The 22,050-nt window shown below is 43.1% G+C and carries 20 protein-coding genes and 2 tRNA genes; 21 read left to right on the forward strand and 1 reads right to left on the reverse strand.

Annotated elements, in window-relative coordinates:
- Positions 1 to 36 precede the first annotated feature (36 nt).
- From rph to NSQ26_RS01745, 7 genes are all read left to right on the forward strand, one after another.
- Positions 37 to 804: a ribonuclease PH gene (rph, locus tag NSQ26_RS01715; protein WP_499718929.1), complete on the forward strand. Its 768-nt coding sequence runs from the start codon at positions 37 to 39 to the stop codon at positions 802 to 804.
- Entirely contained in the window at positions 797 to 1,411 is a 615-nt protein-coding gene (locus NSQ26_RS01720) for an XTP/dITP diphosphatase (RefSeq protein WP_499718930.1), read from the forward strand. The genes rph and NSQ26_RS01720 overlap by 8 nt, the downstream gene beginning before the upstream one ends.
- On the forward strand, positions 1,386 to 1,895 hold the full coding sequence (locus NSQ26_RS01725) for a metallophosphoesterase family protein (protein ID WP_090775770.1): 510 nt from the start codon (positions 1,386 to 1,388) through the stop codon (positions 1,893 to 1,895). The genes NSQ26_RS01720 and NSQ26_RS01725 overlap by 26 nt, the downstream gene beginning before the upstream one ends.
- Before the next feature lie 179 nt (positions 1,896 to 2,074).
- Positions 2,075 to 2,145, forward strand: a tRNA-Gly gene (locus tag NSQ26_RS01730).
- A 9-nt stretch (positions 2,146 to 2,154) separates the two neighbouring features.
- Positions 2,155 to 2,228 (forward strand) — tRNA-Arg (locus tag NSQ26_RS01735).
- Positions 2,229 to 2,589: 361 nt separating this feature from the next.
- Positions 2,590 to 2,670: a putative holin-like toxin gene (locus tag NSQ26_RS01740; RefSeq protein ID WP_367576287.1), complete on the forward strand. Its 81-nt coding sequence runs from the start codon at positions 2,590 to 2,592 to the stop codon at positions 2,668 to 2,670.
- A gap of 429 nt (positions 2,671 to 3,099) precedes the next feature.
- Entirely contained in the window at positions 3,100 to 3,495 is a 396-nt protein-coding gene (locus NSQ26_RS01745; protein WP_499718931.1) for a hypothetical protein, read from the forward strand.
- Between the two features lie 150 nt (positions 3,496 to 3,645).
- Here NSQ26_RS01745 and NSQ26_RS01750 read toward each other — a convergent pair whose 3' ends face one another.
- Complete coding sequence (locus tag NSQ26_RS01750) at positions 3,646 to 4,029, reverse strand: hypothetical protein (RefSeq protein ID WP_499718932.1); 384 nt, start codon at positions 4,027 to 4,029, stop codon at positions 3,646 to 3,648.
- Between the two features lie 217 nt (positions 4,030 to 4,246).
- Between NSQ26_RS01750 and NSQ26_RS01755 the strand changes: the two genes are divergently transcribed.
- The 14 genes from NSQ26_RS01755 to ysxE all read left to right on the forward strand — a co-directional run bounded on the left by NSQ26_RS01755 (position 4,247) and on the right by ysxE (position 21,881).
- A complete protein-coding gene (locus tag NSQ26_RS01755) occupies positions 4,247 to 5,302 on the forward strand; it encodes a hypothetical protein (RefSeq protein ID WP_499718933.1) in 1,056 nt (351 codons plus the stop codon).
- Positions 5,303 to 5,435: 133 nt separating this feature from the next.
- Entirely contained in the window at positions 5,436 to 6,743 is a 1,308-nt protein-coding gene (gene tig, locus NSQ26_RS01760) for a trigger factor (protein ID WP_499718934.1), read from the forward strand.
- Positions 6,744 to 7,078: 335 nt separating this feature from the next.
- Positions 7,079 to 8,347 (forward strand): ATP-dependent protease ATP-binding subunit ClpX, encoded by a 1,269-nt coding sequence (gene clpX, locus NSQ26_RS01765; RefSeq protein ID WP_499719959.1) that lies wholly within the window; start codon positions 7,079 to 7,081, stop codon positions 8,345 to 8,347.
- 151 nt (positions 8,348 to 8,498) lie between these two features.
- Positions 8,499 to 10,169, forward strand: coding sequence for an ATP-dependent protease LonB (lonB, locus tag NSQ26_RS01770; RefSeq protein WP_499718935.1), 1,671 nt, complete (start codon positions 8,499 to 8,501; stop codon positions 10,167 to 10,169).
- Positions 10,170 to 10,319: 150 nt separating this feature from the next.
- Entirely contained in the window at positions 10,320 to 12,647 is a 2,328-nt protein-coding gene (gene lon / locus NSQ26_RS01775; protein WP_499718936.1) for an endopeptidase La, read from the forward strand.
- Positions 12,648 to 13,232 (forward strand): ribosome biogenesis GTP-binding protein YihA/YsxC, encoded by a 585-nt coding sequence (yihA, locus tag NSQ26_RS01780; protein WP_499718937.1) that lies wholly within the window; start codon positions 12,648 to 12,650, stop codon positions 13,230 to 13,232. It abuts the gene before it with no gap.
- Positions 13,233 to 13,389: 157 nt separating this feature from the next.
- On the forward strand, positions 13,390 to 14,751 hold the full coding sequence (gene hemA / locus NSQ26_RS01785) for a glutamyl-tRNA reductase (RefSeq protein ID WP_499718938.1): 1,362 nt from the start codon (positions 13,390 to 13,392) through the stop codon (positions 14,749 to 14,751).
- A gap of 74 nt (positions 14,752 to 14,825) precedes the next feature.
- Positions 14,826 to 15,749, forward strand: coding sequence for a hydroxymethylbilane synthase (hemC, locus tag NSQ26_RS01790; RefSeq protein WP_499718939.1), 924 nt, complete (start codon positions 14,826 to 14,828; stop codon positions 15,747 to 15,749).
- Positions 15,742 to 16,500 carry a uroporphyrinogen-III synthase gene (locus tag NSQ26_RS01795; protein ID WP_499718940.1) on the forward strand — a complete coding sequence of 253 codons (759 nt, stop codon included), beginning with the start codon at positions 15,742 to 15,744 and terminating at the stop codon, positions 16,498 to 16,500. The genes hemC and NSQ26_RS01795 overlap by 8 nt, the downstream gene beginning before the upstream one ends.
- The gene (gene hemB, locus NSQ26_RS01800; RefSeq protein ID WP_499718941.1) at positions 16,497 to 17,477 is read left to right on the forward strand and encodes a porphobilinogen synthase; all 981 of its coding nucleotides are present in this window, start codon (positions 16,497 to 16,499) and stop codon (positions 17,475 to 17,477) included. Before NSQ26_RS01795 ends, hemB begins: the two co-directional genes overlap by 4 nt.
- A 13-nt stretch (positions 17,478 to 17,490) precedes the next feature.
- Positions 17,491 to 18,783, forward strand: coding sequence for a glutamate-1-semialdehyde 2,1-aminomutase (gene hemL, locus NSQ26_RS01805; RefSeq protein ID WP_437182631.1), 1,293 nt, complete (start codon positions 17,491 to 17,493; stop codon positions 18,781 to 18,783).
- Positions 18,784 to 18,971: 188 nt separating this feature from the next.
- Entirely contained in the window at positions 18,972 to 19,973 is a 1,002-nt protein-coding gene (gene spoVID, locus NSQ26_RS01810; RefSeq protein WP_176763861.1) for a stage VI sporulation protein D, read from the forward strand.
- 7 nt (positions 19,974 to 19,980) lie between these two features.
- Positions 19,981 to 20,871 (forward strand): hypothetical protein, encoded by an 891-nt coding sequence (locus NSQ26_RS01815; RefSeq protein ID WP_499718942.1) that lies wholly within the window; start codon positions 19,981 to 19,983, stop codon positions 20,869 to 20,871.
- Positions 20,868 to 21,881: a spore coat protein YsxE gene (ysxE, locus tag NSQ26_RS01820; RefSeq protein WP_090775755.1), complete on the forward strand. Its 1,014-nt coding sequence runs from the start codon at positions 20,868 to 20,870 to the stop codon at positions 21,879 to 21,881. The genes NSQ26_RS01815 and ysxE overlap by 4 nt, the downstream gene beginning before the upstream one ends.
- The last annotated feature ends 169 nt before the right edge of the window (positions 21,882 to 22,050 follow it).

The raw sequence follows: 22,050 nt of genomic DNA on the forward strand, positions 1-22,050 counted from the left end.
CGATGAGGAACAGGACAGTTACGGAGGGAACAGTATATGCGGCAAGATGGACGATCGAAATCAGACATACGTACAGTGAACATGATTCCCCATTTTACAAAATATGCCGAAGGGTCGGTGCTCATCGCGATGGGTGACACAAAAGTGATTTGTACCGCGAGCATCGAGCACCGCGTCCCGCCTTTTTTACGTAACAAAGGAAAAGGGTGGTTAGCAGCAGAATATTCCATGTTACCGCGTGCGACTGCAGAACGCACAGTAAGGGAAGCCGCAAAAGGTACGCGCACTGGACGAACAATGGAAATTCAGCGTCTCATTGGACGGGCATTGCGTGCTGTGATTGATTTAGATAAAATTGGTGAGCGTACACTTTGGGTTGATTGTGATGTCATTCAAGCGGATGGAGGAACACGGACGGCGTCGATTACTGGGGCTTACGTAGCAGTTGTATTGGCGTTAAAAAAAGCCCGAGATGAGGGGCTGATTACGAAGTGGCCCGTAAAAGATTTCTTGGCAGCCATCTCCGTCGGGATTTTATCAAAAGAAGGTGCTGTATGCGATTTATGTTATGAAGAAGATGCGAAGGCTGAGGTTGATATGAACGTTGTTTGCACAGGAAGCGGCAAATTTGTTGAAGTGCAAGGAAGTGGAGAAGAAGCGGTATTTAGTGAGGCGCAACTTACGGAATGTTTATCTCTAGCAAAAAATGGGATTCGAACATTGATTGAAGAGCAACGAGCAGTATTAGGAGATGCGGTCTCATTTATTTACACAGCAGCAAATGGAGATGGTTCATATGAGTGAAATCATTATTGCGACAGAAAATCAAGGGAAGATTGCAGAGTTTGAGGCGATGTTATCTCCAACATGGGAAGTGAAATCGCTATATGATTATCCAACATGTCCGAGCATCATTGAAGATGGCGCAACGTTTCATGAAAATGCCGCAAAAAAATCAGAGACGTTGTCCCGATTTTTAGGAAAAACGGTCATTGCTGACGACTCAGGTTTGATGATCGATGCATTAGACGGCGCACCAGGCGTCTATTCAGCACGTTATGCCGGTGAAAGTCGTAGTGATGAAGAAAATATTAAAAAAGTCCTGTCTGAACTTGCGGAAATGGCACCTTCACAACGTACTGCTCGTTTCTATTGTGTCATTGCGATCAGTGAACCAGGAAGCAAGCCCCGATTTGTTGAAGGTACATGTGAGGGGAGTATTGCAATCGAACCCAGTGGAACACATGGATTCGGCTATGATCCAATATTTTTTGTTCCTGCGTATGGGAAAACGATGGCACAACTTTCCCCGGAAGTAAAAAATAAAATCAGTCATCGTGCTAAAGCATTGGCAGCATTGAAGCAAGTAATAGGAGGAACAAAAAATGAAAGTATTGATTGTCAGCGATAGCCATGGCTGGCAAGCCCCATTGCAACAAGTGATTGAAAGACACGCAGAGGAAGTCGAGCAAATGATTCATGTTGGGGATTCCCAGTTGCCAGCAGATGCCGAAGCTTTATTAGGTGTACATACAGTTGCGGGTAACTGTGATATGCCAGCCGAATTTGTTCAAGAGCGATTGTTAACGTGGGAGAATGTTCAAGTATGGGTGACGCACGGGCACTTATATGGGGTGAAGAAATCATGTCAAACACTCGTCGCAGCTGCTAAAGGAAAAGGTGTACCGGTCGTTGTCTATGGGCATACGCACGTGGCGATCTCAGAAATGGTTGATGGTGTTTTATGTATTAATCCAGGGAGCATTCGTCTACCTCGTGGCTACGAGCATGGGACATATTGTATTGTTGATGTAAATGAGGGGGCAATTGCTGTCTGTTATTTTACAATTGAGGGACGAGTTGTTGAAGAAATGAGCCGGACATTTTCTCTTTAATACAACGCTACAGAAGGCACGTAAAAGAGATGTCGTATTTATTTGCCGGCTCAAGGCTTCTAAAAAAACCATTGACAATGGTGAATTTTTCCGGTATATTTATATTCGTCGGTTGTGAGAAAATATATCGAGTCTCACGCTTACGTATAAGTAAACATAGGAAATGCAGTTGATCATCTGCGGGTGTAGTTTAGTGGTAAAACCTCAGCCTTCCAAGCTGATGTCGTGGGTTCGATTCCCATCACCCGCTTTTAAATGTGTCCCAGTAGCTCAGCAGGATAGAGCAACGGCCTTCTAAGCCGTCGGTCGGGAGTTCGAATCTCTCCTGGGACGTTTTTAACTATTTAAGAGTTAGATTGAAAACCCTTTAAAGTGTTGATATACCAGCGCTTTTGGGGTTTTTCTTTTGGAGAGAAACAACGCGGAATTCAGTGTAACAAAAAGAAATTAATGACGTGGCGCAGTTCAAAGTCCACACAGTTGTTGCATCGGTATCTGACTGTTCACTGAAAAACACAAAAAAACGCCGACTAAAGCCGACACCATCATAGTGGGGGTAACCACTATGACAAATATTCTACCACACTTTTGATAGTGTTTGCGAAAAATAGTTTCATTGTGCTATACTGGACTGGCAATAACATACGGATCTTTAAGGGTGACGGCACTTCCCGTAGAAGGGAGGTGTTGCGTGATGACAACATTTGAGGCGCTGATGCTTATGTTTGTTTTTGGCGGTTTGATTGTGTCAATTACATCACGAGACAAGAAATAAACCACCCTTAAGCGCTGGCATGCAGTTAGGGTGGTCCATCCTCTGAAAGTCGGCTGTCCCTCTTAGGGAGTCCAGTTATTGCAGACCATGGGTGTTACGAGCACCTGTGGTCATTTTTAGTTTATGCATCTCTTGAGTTCAGTATACATGCAGTATGTGGGGTGCGTCAAGTGTATTTTCGGTGTGTAAAACACGTATACTTCACAGCGTTTACGTAATATGCGTTATAAGATCTATTCTTTCTTTAAGTACAATTCAAAATTCAATTGTGGCCATAATGAGTCAAAGTAGGTAAATCAGTTCATTAATTGGCTGTGACGCGCGTGATTCTAGCATCAATGACGTGTCATAGTGATTTCCTTGCGAGATTTGATGTAAAATGTTAATGTGAAGGTGTTAAAGTTAACAAAATAAAAAGGAGGGGTTTGTATGTTTAAAAAGATGTTTGTAAGTATGATCGCGGTATTGATAGTGCTCATGTCAGGTTCCACTTTTGTACAAGCATCAGGTTTGGTAAGCGAGGTACCAGTTATTGAAGGACCTGATATTGTTTGTATGCCCATTGGATCAAATATCGAAGAAATCTTGAAGAAGTACTATAAAGGTACTGGGGAACATGGACAAGAGCTAGAGATGATTGTTGCAACGCTGGATGATGTGGTTGAAGAAGAAGGGGATTACTTATTCGCGTTTATTGACAGTTTTGATACTGACAAGCCCGGTATGCACGGTGCCATTCTTGCGATTGAAACAGCGGGTGGAGAGTTTGAACAACGTATGATTGATATTGTCGTTGGTTGTCCTGAGTTGCCTATACGAAACTAATATTTACTATTAAAATGTGGCTGGATATGAATAAATTCTCTTAAGCACAGGCGGTTCTATCCTCTGAAAGTTAGCAAATGTACTTAAGGGAAAGACCGTGGGTGTTTTCAGCACTCGCGGTCTTTTAAAATGTGCTACTGGACGTAGTCCTTACTCCTGCACTTTATATCTTGGTGTCGCAATCTCTTTTAAGATGTCTAAAAGGCATCTGTCAGTTAAATGCGCTTCATCATAGAAGAAAACGGTCCATCCAATACGATTAAGCTGGCGAGAAATTTTCTTTTCCAATGTTGGAGAGAGCGTTCTGACTAGCGCAATTTGATAGGGAACAAGGGCAATATTTGCACACACATAAGGTAGTTGATAGTCTAGACTTGGATAATATCCATTGTTATGCAAGTATTGACAGATTTTTCGCTCTGGTTCATGTGGACATTTTTCCCATTGATTTGTGACGAGGACAAGTGTAGCACGACGTCTATGAAAGCGACTTTTGCGCCAAATGGTCTTCCATAATCGATATAATTTATTCATTAGTAACCACCACCTGTTATGACATCATGAAATAAGACATATCTTCATATATGATTTCCGTTTTACGGAGAAATATGACAGCGAGAGAAGAAAATGAGATGAAGAAACAACCATTTAAAAATGACTGTGTGAAATGAAACAAGATGTTTGACCCAAAGTCGTAAGAGGCGTATAGTGTAGAGAAGGTAAAGTTTGTTTGGAAGGAGGTGAAGAGACGTTGAGTGACGCACGGAAAGAAGGGGAGAATATCGTTCCTTTCCCTGGGGTGTTACGCCGGTTAGTGGAAAAAGGGATGGAAGAATTAAAAGAAAAACATGCCGAAGAAGCGTTGTCATTGTTTTCGCAAGCTGTGGCTCACGAGTGGGAAAATCCACAAGCACGTTTCGGTGTTGTCCTTAGTTTAATTGAATTGGGGCAGCAGGAAGAGGCGGTTAAACATACGGACGCATTGTTAAAGGAAGGGATTGGCGATTATTATGAAACGCTGCAAGTACATGTTTCACTACTTGTTCAGTTGTCAAAATATGAAGCGGTCGTTCATTTATTAGAAGCAGTGCTAGCAGAAAATAGGTTACCGGCACGTCATGCGGAGATGCTTTATGAATTGTTGCATTTTAGCAGGCAAATGAGCGATACAACAGCTTATAAGGCCACCCCACTTGCAGAAAAGCCGAAAGAAGAAATGATATTGGAGTTGAGGGCTGGTTTACATGCTAGAAATGAACCAGCGCAGTGGCAAGCGTTGCAAACAGTCTATCGCCTACGCGTCAAAGCGTTGCGTAATGATATACGAGACCTTGCTTGTGATGAGGAAACGAGCCCTTTTATGCGCACGTACGCATTGTTTATTTTATATCGCTGGCAAGATGATGAAATGCTTACGTTTAAAAAAGATGAACAGGTATTGACTTTATGCCCGCGTGATTTACAGGCGCCAGGAGAACGTAAACTTGATCAAGAAGTATCCGAACTGCTCATACAACAATTAGAGCATATCGACCCAGTCTTGCTCGACATCGCAAAGCAGTTATATCAAACGTACGCACTTTCGAATTATCCGTTTTTACCGGATCCGTCATGTAGCCGTATTTGGGGATGCACGTGCCATCTTGTAGCAAGTAAACAATTAGGTTTAAGCATTGATTTAGATGCGTTGAGTCACAATTATCAATGTGAGCCGGGCGATGTAATCAAAGCAGAACAAGCGCTAGTCGCTTGTGAACATACGCCGGAACTAGATGTCAAAAAGGGCGACTTATGGTTTCATACATAGAAGAAAAAGGGAAATAGCTCAAGGTGATTGAAAGGTCAATGCTTTATGTTATAATAGAGTGGTTGTCCGAAACGTTAAAAATCATTTATCGATAGTACGATATGGTTTCATATGATTAGTTGGAGGGAAAAGTATGTCTGTAAAATGGGAAAAAACAGAGGAAAACACAGTCGTATTGACAGTCGAAGTTGATGCGGATCAAGTGAAAGATGCGCTCAATAAAGCGTTTAAAAAAGTTGTGCAAAAAGTAAACGTACCTGGCTTCCGAAAAGGAAAAATGCCGCGTGGTTTATTTGAAAAGCAATTTGGTGTGGAAGCACTATATGAAGAAGCTGTTGAAGTTATGCTGCCAACTGCCTATGGCAATGCCGTTGAAGAGGCAGGCATTCATCCTGTAGATCGTCCAGACATTAATGTGGAACAAATCGCAAAAGACGAGCCATTTATTTTTACTGCGACAGTGACAGTTCGTCCAGAGGCGAAATTAGGCGACTACAAAGGGTTAGAAGTAGAAGTACCTAGCAAAGAAGTAACGGAAGAAGATGTCGAGGCTGCATTGAAAAGCCTTCAAGAGCGTCATGCTGAATTAGTCGTTGTTGAAGAGGGAGAGATTGCAGAAGGGGACACAGCAGTCATCGACTTTACTGGTTATGTAGATGGTGAAGCATTTGAAGGTGGTGCTGCGGAAAACCATTCGCTTGAAATCGGCTCTCATTCATTTATTCCTGGTTTTGAAGAACAATTAATTGGTGTGGCACCAGGTTCGGAAACGGACGTTGAAGTGACATTCCCAGAAGATTACCATGCAACAGATTTAGCAGGAAAGTCTGCTGTGTTTAAAGTGAAAGTGCATGACGTGAAGCGTAAGCAATTGCCGACATTAGATGATGAGTTTGCAAAAGATGCGGATGACCAAGTCGAGACATTGGATGAACTAAAATCATCTGTGCGTGAGAAATTGGCAACAGAAAAAGAACAAGCAGCAGAAAATGCTGAGCGCGAAGGCCTTCTTTCACAAGTCGCAGACAATGCGGAAGTGACGATTCCAGAAGCAATGATTACAACAGAGGTAGACCGGATGTTAGAGGAGTTCGGTCAACGTCTGCAAGCACAAGGAATGAACTTAGAATTATACTTCCAGTTCTCTGGTCAAACAGAAGAAGCGATGCGCGAGCAGATGAAAGAAGAAGCAGTGAAACGTCTGCGTACCGTACTGGCGTTAGAAGCCATTGTTTCAGCTGAAAGTATCACAGTTTCAGAAGAAGAAGTCGATGCAGAGATTGAAAAAATGGCTCAAACATACGAGCGTTCTGTTGAAGAAATCAAGTCATTACTTGCCATGCAAGGTGGCATGAAACAGATTGAATCTGATCTTCAAATTCGTAAAGCCGTGGACTTAGTGATGGAACATAGTAAGTCTGTCCCTGCTGCAGCAAAATAACAAATAGAAAAGATGGAAGGTGCGGAGATCCGCACCTTTATCCATCACTTTTTTCAAAAAGCACAGGCATTTTGTATGTAAAATGGTTTTGTCATGTATGTAAGGTGCTGGATTCGCACATGATGTTAAAACGACCCATGGATAGCACGCATGAACAATTGAATACATAGTTTTAAATTGGACGTTATGATTCATTGCCAGTCCTGTAATGTTCAAGATGTTTCTTGCTTTTCAGAGAGAGCAAAGATATGCTAAAATGGTTTCAAGTGGCTGACAAATGGTCTGAAGAGAACGACTTGAAATTAACGGAGAGAATATTTGTGAGGGGTGAGTGTATGTTTAAGTTTAGCGAAGAAAAAGGTCAGCTTAAATGTTCGTTTTGCGGAAAAACGCAGGATCAAGTGCGAAAACTTGTAGCGGGTCCTGGTGTATATATATGTGATGAGTGTATTGAACTTTGCACAGAAATTGTGGAAGAAGAATTGGATACGACAGAAGACGTAGAAATGACTGAGGTGCCAAAGCCTAACGAAATTTGTGCGATTTTAGATGACTATGTGATTGGGCAAAAGGCGGCGAAAAAATCGCTCGCAGTTGCGGTGTACAATCATTATAAGCGAATTCACTCTTTAAACCGCTCAGAAGATGTAGAGCTTGCAAAAAGTAATATTGCATTGATTGGACCAACTGGTAGCGGAAAAACCCTGTTGGCGCAGACGTTAGCACGTATTTTAAATGTGCCATTTGCAATTGCTGATGCAACATCATTGACAGAAGCGGGTTATGTCGGTGAGGACGTTGAAAATATTTTGCTGAAATTGATTCAAGCCGCTGACTATGATGTGGAAAAAGCGGAAAAAGGAATCATTTATATTGATGAAATTGACAAAGTAGCAAGGAAGTCCGAAAATCCTTCAATTACCCGCGATGTGTCTGGAGAAGGTGTACAGCAAGCGCTTTTGAAAATTTTAGAAGGAACAACAGCAAGTGTGCCTCCTCAAGGTGGTCGAAAGCACCCTCATCAAGAGTTTATCCAATTAGATACGACGAACATTCTCTTTATTTGTGGCGGTGCTTTTGATGGCATTGAGCAAATCATTAAGCGTCGTCTCGGGAAAAAAGTGATCGGCTTTGGTTCTGAGGTGAAGAAGGATGAAATGGATTCAGAAGGGTATTTAGCGAAGGTGCTACCTGAAGATTTGTTGCGCTTTGGATTAATCCCTGAATTCATTGGGCGTTTGCCGGTCATCTCAAGTTTGCAGCCATTAGATACGAGTGCATTAATTGAGATTTTGACAAAACCGAAGAATGCGCTCGTGAAGCAATATCAGAAATTGTTAGAAATGGATCATGTTTCATTAGAATTTACAGAAGAAGCCTTGCGAGAGATCGCGGTAAAAGCAATCGAGCGGAAGACAGGTGCGCGAGGATTGCGTTCAATTATTGAAGGAATTATGCTCGATGTCATGTTTGATCTTCCTTCTCGCGAGGACGCAGTGAAGTGTATTATTCACGGCGCATGTGTCACAGAAAATGCACCACCGGTTTTAGAGTCAGCGGACGGCGCCAAGCTTTCGCTGGACCCGCCGAAAGAAAGTGCGTGAAAAACGATCTCCTTTACTGAAAGACAGTAAGGGAGATTTTTTTTTGCCTATGCCTGTACATAATTGGAAAGACATTGAAGACAGTTTTGTGACTAAGGGGTCATGTGCCGGAGATACTACCTGAGACGAACTGATGCAGGAGGGAATAAAAATGAGCTTAAGTTTGATTGCATTTGTCATACAGTTATTTTTTGGTGCGGTGATCGGGGTATATTTTTGGAACTTATTAAAAAGCCAACATAGCCAAAAGTCCTACATTGATAAAGAGTCAAGGATAGAGTTGGAAAGAATGAAGAAGTTGCGGGCGATTCGTTTATCTGAACCATTGGCAGAAAAGGTGCGTCCAAAACAAATGTCTGAAGTGGTTGGGCAGGATGACGGTTTAAAGGCATTAAGGATGGCTTTATGTGGTGCCAATCCACAACATGTGATTATTTATGGACCACCGGGTGTAGGTAAAACAGCAGCGGCAAGGCTTGTGTTAGAAGAAGCAAAAAAGCGTAGCGATTCTCCATTCCAACGAGAAGCTGTTTTTGTAGAAGTAGATGGTGCGACGTCTCGCTTTGATGAGCGTGGGATTGCCGATCCCTTAATTGGTTCTGTTCATGATCCAATTTATCAAGGATCAGGGGCAATGGGGCAAGCAGGTGTGCCGCAACCAAAGCCCGGTGCGGTGACAAAGGCGCATGGTGGTGTTTTGTTCATCGACGAAATTGGTGAACTCCATCCGATTCAACAAAATAAGTTGCTCAAAGTATTAGAAGACCGGAAAGTGTTTTTAGAGAGTGCTTATTATAGTGCATCGAATACGCAAATCCCTTCTCACATCCATGATATTTTTACGGAAGGGTTGCCAGCAGACTTTCGGCTTGTGGCAGCAACAACGAGGAGACCGGAGGAGATGCCAGCAGCAATTCGTTCACGTTGTTTGGAAATCTTTTTTCGTGGATTGGACCAAGAAGAGATTATGGAAATTGCTGAACGCGCTGCAAAAAAAGTGGAGATGATTCTTGAACCGGCAGCGGCACAAAAAATTGCATCCTATGCGACGAATGGGCGAGAAACGGTTAACATTGTCCAAATTGCTTCAGGTGTTGCGTTATCAGAAGGGCGAAAGGCGATGACACAAGCAGATATCGAATGGGTGCTTCATTCGAGTCAAATGGCACCGCGTCCAGAAAGAAAGGTGCATGATCAGGCATCGATTGGCCTTGTGAATGGGCTTGCGGTAACGGGGCCAAGCAGTGGTGCTTTATTAGAAATTGAAGTGCTCGTGCAAGAGCGTCCGAATCACGGTACGCTTGTTGTGACGGGGATTGCCGAAGAAGAACAATCAGGCTCAAATACGCATACCATTCGACGAAAAAGTATGGCCCGTTCTTCTGTGGAAAATGTGATCTCTGTGTTGCGAAGAATGGGTATTCCAACAAGTGATTATGACATTCACGTCAACTTCCCGGGTGGAACGCCTGTAGATGGTCCGTCTGCTGGGATTGCCATTGCAACAGGTATTTATTCAAGTATTGAGGGAAAGCCTGTATTAAGTACAATTGCAATGACAGGGGAGCTTAGTATTCACGGAAAGGTCAAGCCCGTCGGAGGTGTTGTCGCAAAAGTGAAAGCCGCCAAACAAGCAGGGGCAGAAGCCGTCATTATTCCAGCAGAAAATAAAGCTGCTTTATTGACACAATTTGAAGGCATTGTCATTTACCCTGTGTCGACATTAACGGAAGTGTTTGATTTGGTATTTGCGCAACAACCTGTACAAGAAAGGGTTATATCTCCAGTAAGGAAGTTTGATCCTCGTCCCTCGCCAATTTAAACATTAGACAATTGGACGCACAATAGGATAAAATGAGAAGATGATCTCTGATAGGTGAAGGGGCGCATCCATAATGGGGGGCGCTTTTTCCCATCATGAGTCTTCAAATAAGTGATATAAGCGGATCGATTGGGTGGAGGTGTTTGATAGGTGGACGTTCAAAGCAATGTACAACGTGTACCGTTATTGCCATTACGGGGCGTGCTTATTTTTCCTGGTGTTCGAATGAACTTAGATATTGGGAGACAGAAATCGCTTCGAGCATTAGATGAAGCGAGAAAAAACGATGATCTTCTTTTTTTAGCTACACAAAAAGAATTGACGACAGAGGATCCACAAGAAACAGACTTATATACAATTGGTACGTTAGTGCGTATCAACCATACTTCCGCATTATCAAATGGGACTGTACGTGTGCAAGTCGAAGGTCTTTCGCGGGCGGAAATGATTTCATTTGTTGATAGAGGAAGCAAACGCTTTAGTGAAGTGCGCATTCATGAGACTATGACAACGGTGGTGACGCCGCAAATGGAAGCGATGATGCGTACAGTTTATACAATGTATGAACAATTCGCGAAGCAATCTCGTAAAGCATCACAAGAAACGGTCATAAAATTGAAAGAGGAACGGGATCCAGAAGTATTTGCTGACACGATTGCAGCTAGTTTAACCCTTCACATTGCACAAAAACAATCGCTACTTGCAGCGATTGATGTGACTGTACGTTTACAGACATTGTTAGACATCCTTGGGAATGAACAAGAAGTACTTGCGCTTGAACGTAAGATTGGCAAACAAGTAAAAAAAGCGATGGATCAAACGCAAAAAGAATACTATTTGCGAGAACAGATGAAAGTCATTCAACACGAACTAGGTGATCGCGAAGGAAGAGCGGAGGAAGTAGTTGAACTAACAGAGGCGATTCAAACTTCTGGTATGCCTGAACTTGTATCGAAGAAGGCGCTAAAAGAGTTGAAACGTTATGAAAGGATGCCAAGTAACGTCGGGGAAGCACCGATGATTCGTACATATTTAGATTGGCTCGTGCAAATCCCGTGGAAGGTTGAAACAGAAGATCAATTAAATATGACGGCAGCCGAAGCCATTTTAAATGAAGACCATGACGGTCTGGAGCTTGTGAAAGAACGCGTGCTTGAATATTTGGCTGTATGTGCGCGGACAGGGAATATAAAAGGTCCTATTCTTTGCTTAGCCGGCCCACCTGGGGTTGGGAAAACTTCGTTGGCACAGTCAATTGCGCGCTCACTCGGGCGCAAGTTCGTACGTATTTCTTTAGGAGGCGTACGGGATGAAGCGGAAATTCGAGGGCACCGTCGTACCTATATTGGGGCGATGCCTGGAAGGCTTATTCAAGGAATGAAAAAAGCTGGAACAATCAATCCTGTTTTCTTATTAGATGAAATAGATAAGATGGCGCAAGACTTTCGTGGTGATCCGTCCGCGGCGTTGCTAGAAGTACTTGACCCAGAACAAAACGACACGTTTACCGATCATTATATAGAAGAGCCTTACGATTTATCGAAAGTCATGTTTGTTACAACAGCAAACAACGTCGGAGCGATCCCAAGACCTTTGCTTGACCGAATGGAAGTGCTCTATTTATCTGGTTATACAGAACTTGAAAAGTGTGCGATTGCAAGACACCACTTATTACCAAAAGAAATGAAGGCACACGGTTTGTCAGGAAAGGATTTTCAAGTGAAAGATGTATCATTGATTGATGTGATCCGCCATTATACGCGAGAAGCGGGCGTGCGTCAGTTGCAACGGCAAATTGCTACATTGTGTCGAAAAGCTGTCAAATTGTTGATGGCAGAGGAGAAAAAAAGAGTCATCATTACAAAAAAAATGGTGGAAAAACTCCTTGGTAAACCGAAGTTTCGTTACGGAGAGGCAGAAACAACGGATCAAGTCGGTACTGCAACAGGGTTAGCATATACAGCTTCAGGAGGAACGACACTATCAGTAGAAGTATCTTGTGCGCCAGGTAAAGGAAAATTGATGTTGACAGGGAAGCTTGGTGAGGTGATGAGAGAATCAGCACAAGCAGCGTTTAGTTACATTCGCGCACATGCAAAAATGTTGTCCGTCGACCCACGTTTCCATGAAAAACAGGATATTCACATTCATATTCCTGAAGGTGCGACACCAAAAGATGGTCCATCAGCAGGCATTACAATGGCAACCGCGCTCATTTCTGCATTAACAGGAAGACCATGCCGGAGAGAAGTCGGTATGACAGGGGAAATGACGCTTCGCGGACACGTATTACCAATTGGTGGGTTAAAGGAGAAGGCATTAAGTGCCCAGCGCGCAGGCTTGACAAAAATTTTAATTCCGCGTGAAAATGTCCGTGATATAGAAGACATTCCAGAAAGTGTCCGTAAGTCACTAGAAATTGTTTTTGTTTCGCATCTTGATGATGTGTTAAAGCATGCGTTGAAAGAAGGGGTATGAATGAAAGTTACACAAGCAGACTTATTACATGTTGCCGTTCGCCCAGATCAATATCCGACGAATCGCTTGCCAGAACTCGCTTTGGCAGGACGCTCGAATGTTGGTAAATCGTCTTTTATTAATAAAATGTTGAACCGCAAAGGATTGGCTCGGATTTCAGGACGTCCTGGAAAGACGCAAACCCTCAACTTTTATGGTGTAAACGAACGGTTATACTTTGTAGACGTGCCCGGTTATGGTTATGCGAAAGTATCAAAATCAGAGCGGGCGAAATGGGGCACAATGATCGAGCAATATTTGGCTGAAAGAGAGATGTTAAAAGCCGTGTTATTGTTAATCGATATGCGTCATCCCCCAACTGCTGATGACAAATTAATGTATCAATGGCTCAAGCATATAGAGATTCCAGTCATCCTCGTTGCTACAAAAGCTGACAAAATCCCAAAAGGAAAATGGCAGAAACATTTGGCAACAATTAAACGAGATTTACAGAAAGATGAAAATGATGAGTTGCTTCATTTTTCATCTGAGACGGGTGTTGGAAAAGAAGACGTTTGGAAAGCCATATTACAGCGTATGGTGTAAACCGTTCGACATGCCCCGCTATTATGTAAGATTGTCACAAATTGTTTGGTAGTACAGTGCAGACATGTTATGATGAAGACGTGTATAATGATAAAGATAGGGAAACTTTTTACGAAATGACGGAATGAACGACGATTAGGGGGGGGCAAGGACGAACATGCATACGCTGGTGATCGGTTTTGATTATAAATCAGCCCCAGTTGAAATAAGAGAAAAGCTTGTCTTTACACAAGCGCAACTTCCACATGCACTTGCGCAATTACGTGCAACAAAAAGCATCATGGAATGTATCATCTTATCTACGTGTAACCGGACAGAGGTCTACGTTGTAGCAGATCAGCTACACACAGGCCGTCACTTTACCAAAACATTTTTGGCCAATTGGTTTCAAATAGACAAAGAAGAACTTGCGCCTTATTTACGAGTACGTGAAAATGACGAGGCGATAAAGCATTTGTTCCGCGTCGTGTGTGGACTTCATTCAATGGTCATTGGGGAGACACAGATTTTAGGACAAGTAAAACAAGCTTTTTTATGTGCGCAAAAAGAAAAAGTAACAGGAACCATTTTCAATCAATTATTTAAGCAAGCTGTGACACTTGGAAAACATGTTCATTCGGCAACGGACATTTCTACGCAAGCCGTTTCGATTAGCTACGCAGCCGTTGAACTAGGCAAGAAGATTTTTGAAACATTTGCTGGAAAGCATGTGCTTATTCTAGGGGCAGGAAAAATGGCGCAGCTTACAGCGACGCACATTCAAGCAAGTGGCGCGGCACATATGATGGTGATGAACCGGACAGAGGAAAAAGCAATGGAATTGGCGACAGCATATCAAGCGGACGTGTATTCGTTTGCTCATATGGCAGAAGCGCTAGAAAAAGCCGACGTCGTCATAAGTTCAACTGGTTCACTCGACTTTGTGTTGACGGACAGTCATGTCGGTGATTTATTGGAAAAGCGCGCCGGTCGTCCTTTGTTTATGATTGACATCGCTGTGCCGCGTGATATTGAACCCGCATTGGCGAGCTATGCAGGTGTACACCTCTATGATATTGATGATTTACAGCATATTGTTGATGAGAATAAGCAAGAGCGTTTAAAGGAAGTAGATAAAATTGAAGTGCTTATTGCAGACGAAATAGATGCTTATAAAAGCTGGTTGCACACGTTAGGTGTTGTCCCTCTTATTACGGCGCTACGTGAAAAAGCGCTTATCATCCAAGGTGAGACAATGGACAGTATCGAGCGAAAGCTACCACATTTGTCAGAACGTGATTTAAAAGTGTTACGGAAACACACAAAAAGCATCGTGAACCAAATGTTAAGAGATCCTTTGACGCATATAAAGGAACTCGCGATGACACCAGATGCAGACCGGTCATTGGAATTAGTCATGAATTTGTTTGCGCTAGAAGAACAATTAAAACAAGCAAATGTGGAAAAAGATCATTACAAGTCAGACACAGGGAAAATTTCGTACTTGCCTTTTGTTGAAGGAATGGCTTTACGAATGTAAAAACGAGACAACCGAAAGGTGAGTGATTTCCCTTTTGGTTCGTTTTCGTGGCGCATGCAAGGGAGATGAGGAAGATGCGCAAAATTGTAATAGGCACGCGCCGGAGTCAGCTGGCTTTAACACAAACGAATTGGGTCATTGCGCAACTAAAAGCGCAACGTGTGCCATATGAATTTGTGACGAAAGAGATTGTGACAAAAGGAGACCGGATTCTTGATGTAACGCTTTCAAAAGTAGGTGGAAAAGGTCTTTTTGTAAAAGAGATTGAGCAAGCTTTATATGATGAAACGATTGATATTGCGGTGCATTCGATGAAAGATGTACCGGCACGTTTGCCTGATTCATGCGTATTGGCAGCGACACCGGTGCGAGAAGACCCACGTGATGTACTTGTGACTGTCAACGGAGAAACGCTTGCAGAACTATCTTCAGGTGCAATTATTGGTACAAGTAGCTTGCGCCGCGCTGCTCAATTATTGCATCAACGTCCAGATGTACAGGTGAAATGGATCCGTGGGAATGTCGAAACGCGTTTGCGTAAGCTAAAGGAAGAGGACTTTTCTGCGATTGTGTTGGCAGCTGCTGGTTTGCATCGACTAGGTTATGAGATCGATGAGTCGATGATGTATTTGCCAAAAAACATGTGTGTACCCGCTGTAGGGCAAGGCGCCCTCGGTTTAGAATGTCGTCGTGCAGACAAGGAAGTTGTTTCTTTATTAAAGAAGATCCATGACGAGGCCACTGGGCGTGCCGTTGAAGCAGAGAGAACATTTTTGCAAGAAATGGACGGCAGTTGTCAAGTACCCATTGGTGGGTTTGCCGAAGTACAACCGTTTGGTCAATTATCACTAACAGGTCTCGTTGGATCACCAGATGGAAAAGTGATATTAAAAGAAACACGCACTGGTCACGATCCGCAGAAGTTAGGTGAAGAAGTAGCAGTTTGTTTGCGAAACCAAGGCGCGACCGAGTTATTGGCAGCTGTAAAAAATGAATGAGCGGACACTTGTTGGGAAATCGGTGTTGGTGACGCGCCCGCGTGAGGACGCAGTTGACTTTGGCAAGCAATTGGTCGCTGCGGGAGCCGATACATCTTTTTTACCGCTAATTACATGTGTGCCCCGTCCATTGACAACAGAGATGGCACAAACATATTCAACACTTCACACGTATGATTGGCTCGTGTTTACAAGTGTGAATGGTGTTCGCGCTTTTTTCAGAGGACAAACAAACGTCCCATCGACTGTGCGCATTGCCGCTGTCGGCACAGAGACTGCAGCGATGATTAAACAATATGCAACGCAACCCGTGCTGACACCGCTGACATTTGATGGCGAGACGTTGGCAACCCTTTTGCTTGAAAAAGTTACAAGTGCTGCGCGAGTGCTTGTGGTGTGTGGACAACTTTCACGGCGGAGCGTGACAAATCAGTTACGTTCATATGGGGTGCACGTAGACGAATTGATTTTATATGATACCTTTTCTCCGTCGTATGATGCTGAGAAAGTTGCGACGTTATCTATAAAAATATTTGACTATGTAACGTTGTTCAGTTCTTCAGCTGCACGCCATTTGGATGAGTTGCAGCAAAAAGCATCTTTACGTTTCAAAACAGTTGCATGTATTGGTCCGCGTACAGCTAACACAGCGCGCGAGTTAGGTCTTGAACCAATCATCGTAGCCGATGTATATACAGCAAGTGGACTACTTACAGCGTTACAACAGCATGCAAGGAGTGAGGAAAGATGAGTCAACCATTTAAACGTCATCGTCGGTTACGGCAAAGTGCATCCATACGTCGTCTTGTACGTGAAGTGACGCTACAACCGAGTGATTTGATTTATCCACTATTTGTGACGGAAGGTAGACAAATAAAAAAAGAAGTTCCGTCCATGCCAGGTGTGTTTCAATATTCGCTTGATGAATTGATGGAAGAAATAAAAGAGGTCATTGAGCTAGGGATTTCAGCGATCATTTTATTTGGTGTACCGATACATAAAGATGCGACTGGGACAGGGGCATATGCAAAAGATGGTATTGTACAACGTGCACTTCGGCAAGTGAAGGCGTCATTCCCTCGGTTGACAGTCATTGCAGATACATGTTTGTGCCAATTTACAGATCATGGTCATTGTGGTTTGGTTGAGGCAGGGACGATTCAAAATGATGAGAGCTTGTCGTTGCTCGTACAAACAGCGGTATCACAAGCAGAAGCAGGTGCTGATGTCATTGCGCCATCCAATATGATGGATGGGTTTGTATATGCAATTCGAAAAGGGTTGGATGAAGCGGGTTATCAACATGTGCCGATCATGTCTTACGCTGTCAAATATGCATCAGCTTTTTATGGACCGTTCCGCGATGCGGCTCATAGTGCGCCGTCTTTCGGTGATCGGAAAACGTATCAGATGGATCCAGCAAATCGAGCTGAGGCGTTACGTGAGGCGACCTCAGATGTTGAGGAAGGGGCAGATTTCCTTATTGTGAAACCAGCACTGTCTTACTTGGATATTATTCGAGATGTGAAAAACACATTATCTGTGCCAGTTGTCGCTTATAATGTGAGTGGAGAATACGCGATGATCAAAGCCGCTGCCCAAAACGGTTGGCTTGATGAACAGGCAACAGTACTTGAGAAGCTTGTCAGTATGAAACGTGCGGGAGCGGATTTAATTTTAACGTATCATGCCAAAGAGGTGTTGCGCTGGCTTGCGCAGTCATCGTGAGGAGGGCTTTATAATGAAGATGGAGAACTCAAAAGAAGCATTTTCGAAAGCACTGCCATTAATGCCCGGTGGGGTAAACAGTCCTGTTCGTGCATTTAAATCTGTTGGAATGAATCCAGTGTATATGAAGAAAGGGAAAGGGGCACGGATTGTTGACTTGGATGGCAATGAATATATTGACTATGTCCTTTCATGGGGACCACTTATTTTAGGTCATGCAGATGACGTTGTCGTCGAACAATTACAAGAGATGGCTGCACTTGGGACAAGCTTTGGTGCGCCACACGAGGCAGAAACGCGCCTTGCACAACTCGTCATTGAGCGGGTACCATCTATTGAAGTCGTGCGCATGGTCAATTCAGGTACAGAAGCGACGATGAGTGCACTTCGGTTGGCGCGTGGTTATACGGGACGAAACAAAATTTTAAAATTTGTTGGCTGCTACCATGGACATGGTGATTCTCTTTTAATAAAAGCAGGATCAGGCGTGGCGACACTCGGTTTGCCTGATAGCCCAGGTGTGCCAAAAGAGACGGCACAACATACGTTAACAGTTCATTATAATGATTTGGATAGTGTCCGATATGTATTTGATACGTATGGAGATGACCTCGCCGCAGTCATCATTGAACCGGTTGCTGGAAACATGGGCGTTGTACCTCCTCAACCAGGATTTCTGGAAACGTTACGTGAATGGACAGAACAAAATGGTACGTTGCTCATTTTTGATGAAGTGATGACGGGTTTTCGCGTTGGTTACCATTGTGCACAAGGTGTATATGGTGTGACACCGGATTTAACATGTTTAGGAAAAGTCATTGGTGGCGGCCTTCCAGTTGGCGCGTTTGGTGGGAAGCGAGACATCATGGCGCACATTGCACCAAGCGGTTCAATTTATCAAGCCGGGACGTTATCAGGAAATCCACTAGCAATGACAGCCGGGTTTTATACGTTAGCGCAACTGACACCTGCGCACTATGAAACGTTTGAATGTCAGGCTGCTCGTCTAGAAAAAGGTCTATCGGAAGCTGCTGCTGCGCACGGTGTTCCACATACAATTAATCGCGCAGGATCAATGATCGGGTTGTTCTTCACAAATGAACAAGTGACAAACTTTACCCAAGCGCAAACATCAGATCTACAATTATTTGCCGCATATTTCCGCGGGATGTTAGCAGCAGGCATCTCGATTGCCCCATCGCAATTTGAAGGCATGTTCTTGTCTACAAAACATACGGATGAAGAGATTGAACAGACCATTGCTGCAGCTGAGAGTGTATTTAAAAAGCTGTGTTCTCAAAAATAAAGTATTTAAGTAAAGAAGCTTTTGTCTGCCGAGAAGCGTTACGAGCAGACAAGAGCTTCTTTTTGATCTATATTCATTTTTTGTTTGTCCATATCAAAAGTCATAATGCCTCGTGGATGATCATACATGTTAAGTGTACGAACATATCCGTTAAAGCGATCGTAACGGATGAAATAGGAGGGGTAACAATGACGGAGGCGCATTCATCTACATTAACATTTTCAATTGAAGATTCGGTGCGGTTAGTTGAAGGGCAGGAAGTAGATGAGATATTAGGAATGACCTTGACGCCGGAAATTTCAATTGAAGAAAAAGGAGAACAAGTGACGATTCAAGGGGGACTGCGCTTTATTGCAGAATATCGTCTGCAACTAGAGGAGGAAAGTGAGGAGGGTGACGGCGACTTATTATCTGAACTGAGTGATTTTCGGGCAGCAAGTGAGATGGTGCAACGTGAGTCAGGAGGGATTGGGCGAATTGAGCATGTATTCCCACTTGACATCACAATCCCAATGGCACGGATTCAGCATGTAGATGATATTTATGTCGAAGTAGAAGGATTTGATTACGAACTGCCAGATAGTCGCTCTATTGATTTAACAGCCGATGTATGCATAAGCGGTGTGAGGGCGCAAGCTGTTGAATCAACAGAAACTGAAGAAATGGAAGAGATAAGAGAAGAGGTTGAGCAACAAAAAGAAGCATTGACCGAAGAGGAACCTGCATTAGAGAGGTCATTAGAAACGACGTTTTCTTACGAGGCGACGAGAAGACTAGAGGAGAATGTTGAGCCAAATGAAATGCAAACAGTCCCTTCTAAACAAGTGTCAGAGTCTGAAAAAGAAACAACGATGAGTGGGGCGAGAAGCAACACAGAAACTCAAGTAAATACATCCGCAAGAATGGAGCCCAAATCGACTGAGGAAGTTGTATGCGAGAAGGAAGAAATGACTGAGCAGCAACAAAAGGTAGACCATTCAAAGAGAACAATTTATTTAACAGATATGTTTGATCAAGGTGAGGAGAAGTTCACACGGTGGAGAATGTGCATTATTCAAAGTGCTGACACATTGACATCCATTGCTGAGCGTTATGACCTCACAGAAAAGCAGTTGACACGTTTTAATAACTTGTCATCGGATCAGCTTGAGGAAGGACAAATTCTGTATATTCCTGTATCAGCGAAGTAGGTGCCCTATGATAGAAGAATTGAAGAGACATTATGGTTGGGAGAAGGTAGAGCGTGTAGATGAAAGTCGCCTTGACACAGATCAGGGATTAAAGCGATTTCATATTTGGGATGACGAAACATTGTTAAACTGGCATATCAAATGGCGTGATCATTGTAGTGTCACGCCTTACGTACTCATGAATCGAATGATTCGAACAAAGGATGAGCAAGCTTATGTTTGTGTTGATGATCAATATGTGACTGTGCATGATGATATACAAGGAGTGTGTGAGGAGAGAGGAAATGAAAAGGCGTGGGGTGTTTTATTTTCTTCAATGATCATAAACGGTCTTCTTCAAAGTGAAGACAGAATTGCTGTCAAACCACGTGCCATGTCATGTGAAGATTTAAAACAAGTGTGGCCGCATATTCATCCAGAACATAAAGACTTGGCAGCCGGACTTCTAGGCGAGGCTGAGAAACGAATGAAAGCAGCAGATCGTTTACGAGATGATGATATTCCTTTGCCGATGATAGAGCGTATCGACTCTCTTGATCAAGCAACGTCTATTGCAGGAATGCTGATCTGGCGTGGAACAAATTGCGCACCTGAAAAAGGGTACCGTCCGATTGTGGAAGTATTGAAGTCGTGGCATCGGAAACATGGACAACAATCGTTGTTGGCGTTGTTAGAAGCCATTCAATCAGAAGTCAATTTGCTTGAAGGAACGCATAAGATGTTGCTTGCGGAAGCGTTGACAGTAAGAGAGCTGCTTCCCTTAATAGAAAATCAAATAGATGCAAATGAATCAACACGCGGACAAGTGATGGATCAAGTTGTGCAATCGTGGGATGAAACACGTGGTTTTGTGCAAACGTTGGCGAATTGGTTTGATCAGAAAAAGGTGAGCATATGAAACAAATTTATGAAGCAATTTTGTTTTATTATGATTTACAACCAATTGATGTGGAAGATCGAGGAAAAATTAAGAAGGTCACGACAGATCGTGGGACATTTGCGTTAAAAGAAACAGAGATGACGCGCTTACAAGCAGATGAATTCATCCATGCTCTTCGTAAACTTTCAAAACAAGCGTATCGTCAGTTTGTTCCAGTATTGCCGACAAAGTTTGGAGAGTATACGATTATCGCAGATGCGCATTGCTATTATCTAATGCCGTGGATTGAGCAAGTAGCCTATACAGACCGTGTGACGATGGAAGAAAAAATTGCGGATCAAATGGGTGTTATTCATCGTTTGACGGTGCAAACCGAGGAAGTTTCTCGCGAACAACTGGATGCATCGTGTGAGCGATTGTTGACACGTTGGGAAGAACGGATGGATGTGTTAAAACAGTTTGCACGTAGAGCAGAGGAAAAGAATTACATTGCGCCGTTTGAGCTTTCGTTTTTAACGCATTTTGTCATGTTTGAGCAATTGTATAAACAAGCACAAAGCTATTTGGAAAAATGGTATGAAGCGACAGTGGAAAAAGGGACATACAGAAGTGTGTTGACACACGGCAGGATGTCGCGTCATCATACACTTTTCAACGAAAAGAATGAACCTTTGCTTTTAAATTTTGAACAAGCAAGTTTGGATACACCAGCACGAGACTTGGCGAGTTTTTGTCGCCATAGTTTTCCATTTTCATTATGGTCAGAAGATGCAGTGTTTCGTTGGTTGCATTGTTATGAACAACACTTGCCACTACTAGACTCAGAAAAACAGTTGACGTGTGCATACATGATGTATCCAGAACCGATTTACTATGCAGTCCATGATTATATCGAAAACGCCTCTCAAAAACAAGAAGTTGATCATGTGAAGCGGTTAGAGAAGCGCGTTATTGCACTACGTAAAGTTCAACGGCTTGTACCAAAATTTATGCCACAAGAACAATATCAAGAAACGGAAACAACGTAGTCCCCTGGCTGGAAGAGCTAGGGGCTTTTCTATGTGTGTTTTGGTAGTAGAAATCATCGTTTTAGAAGATTTTAGTTGAACAGCCCGTACACTTTGTATGATTAATACATATTGTAAAGAAATGAGAAAGGAAAATGATTTATTGCTGTAAAGAATAGCTTAATACATC

The organism is Bacillus sp. FSL W7-1360, assembly GCF_038592975.1.
GTDB lineage: Bacteria > Bacillota > Bacilli > Bacillales > Bacillaceae_D > Shouchella > Shouchella lonarensis.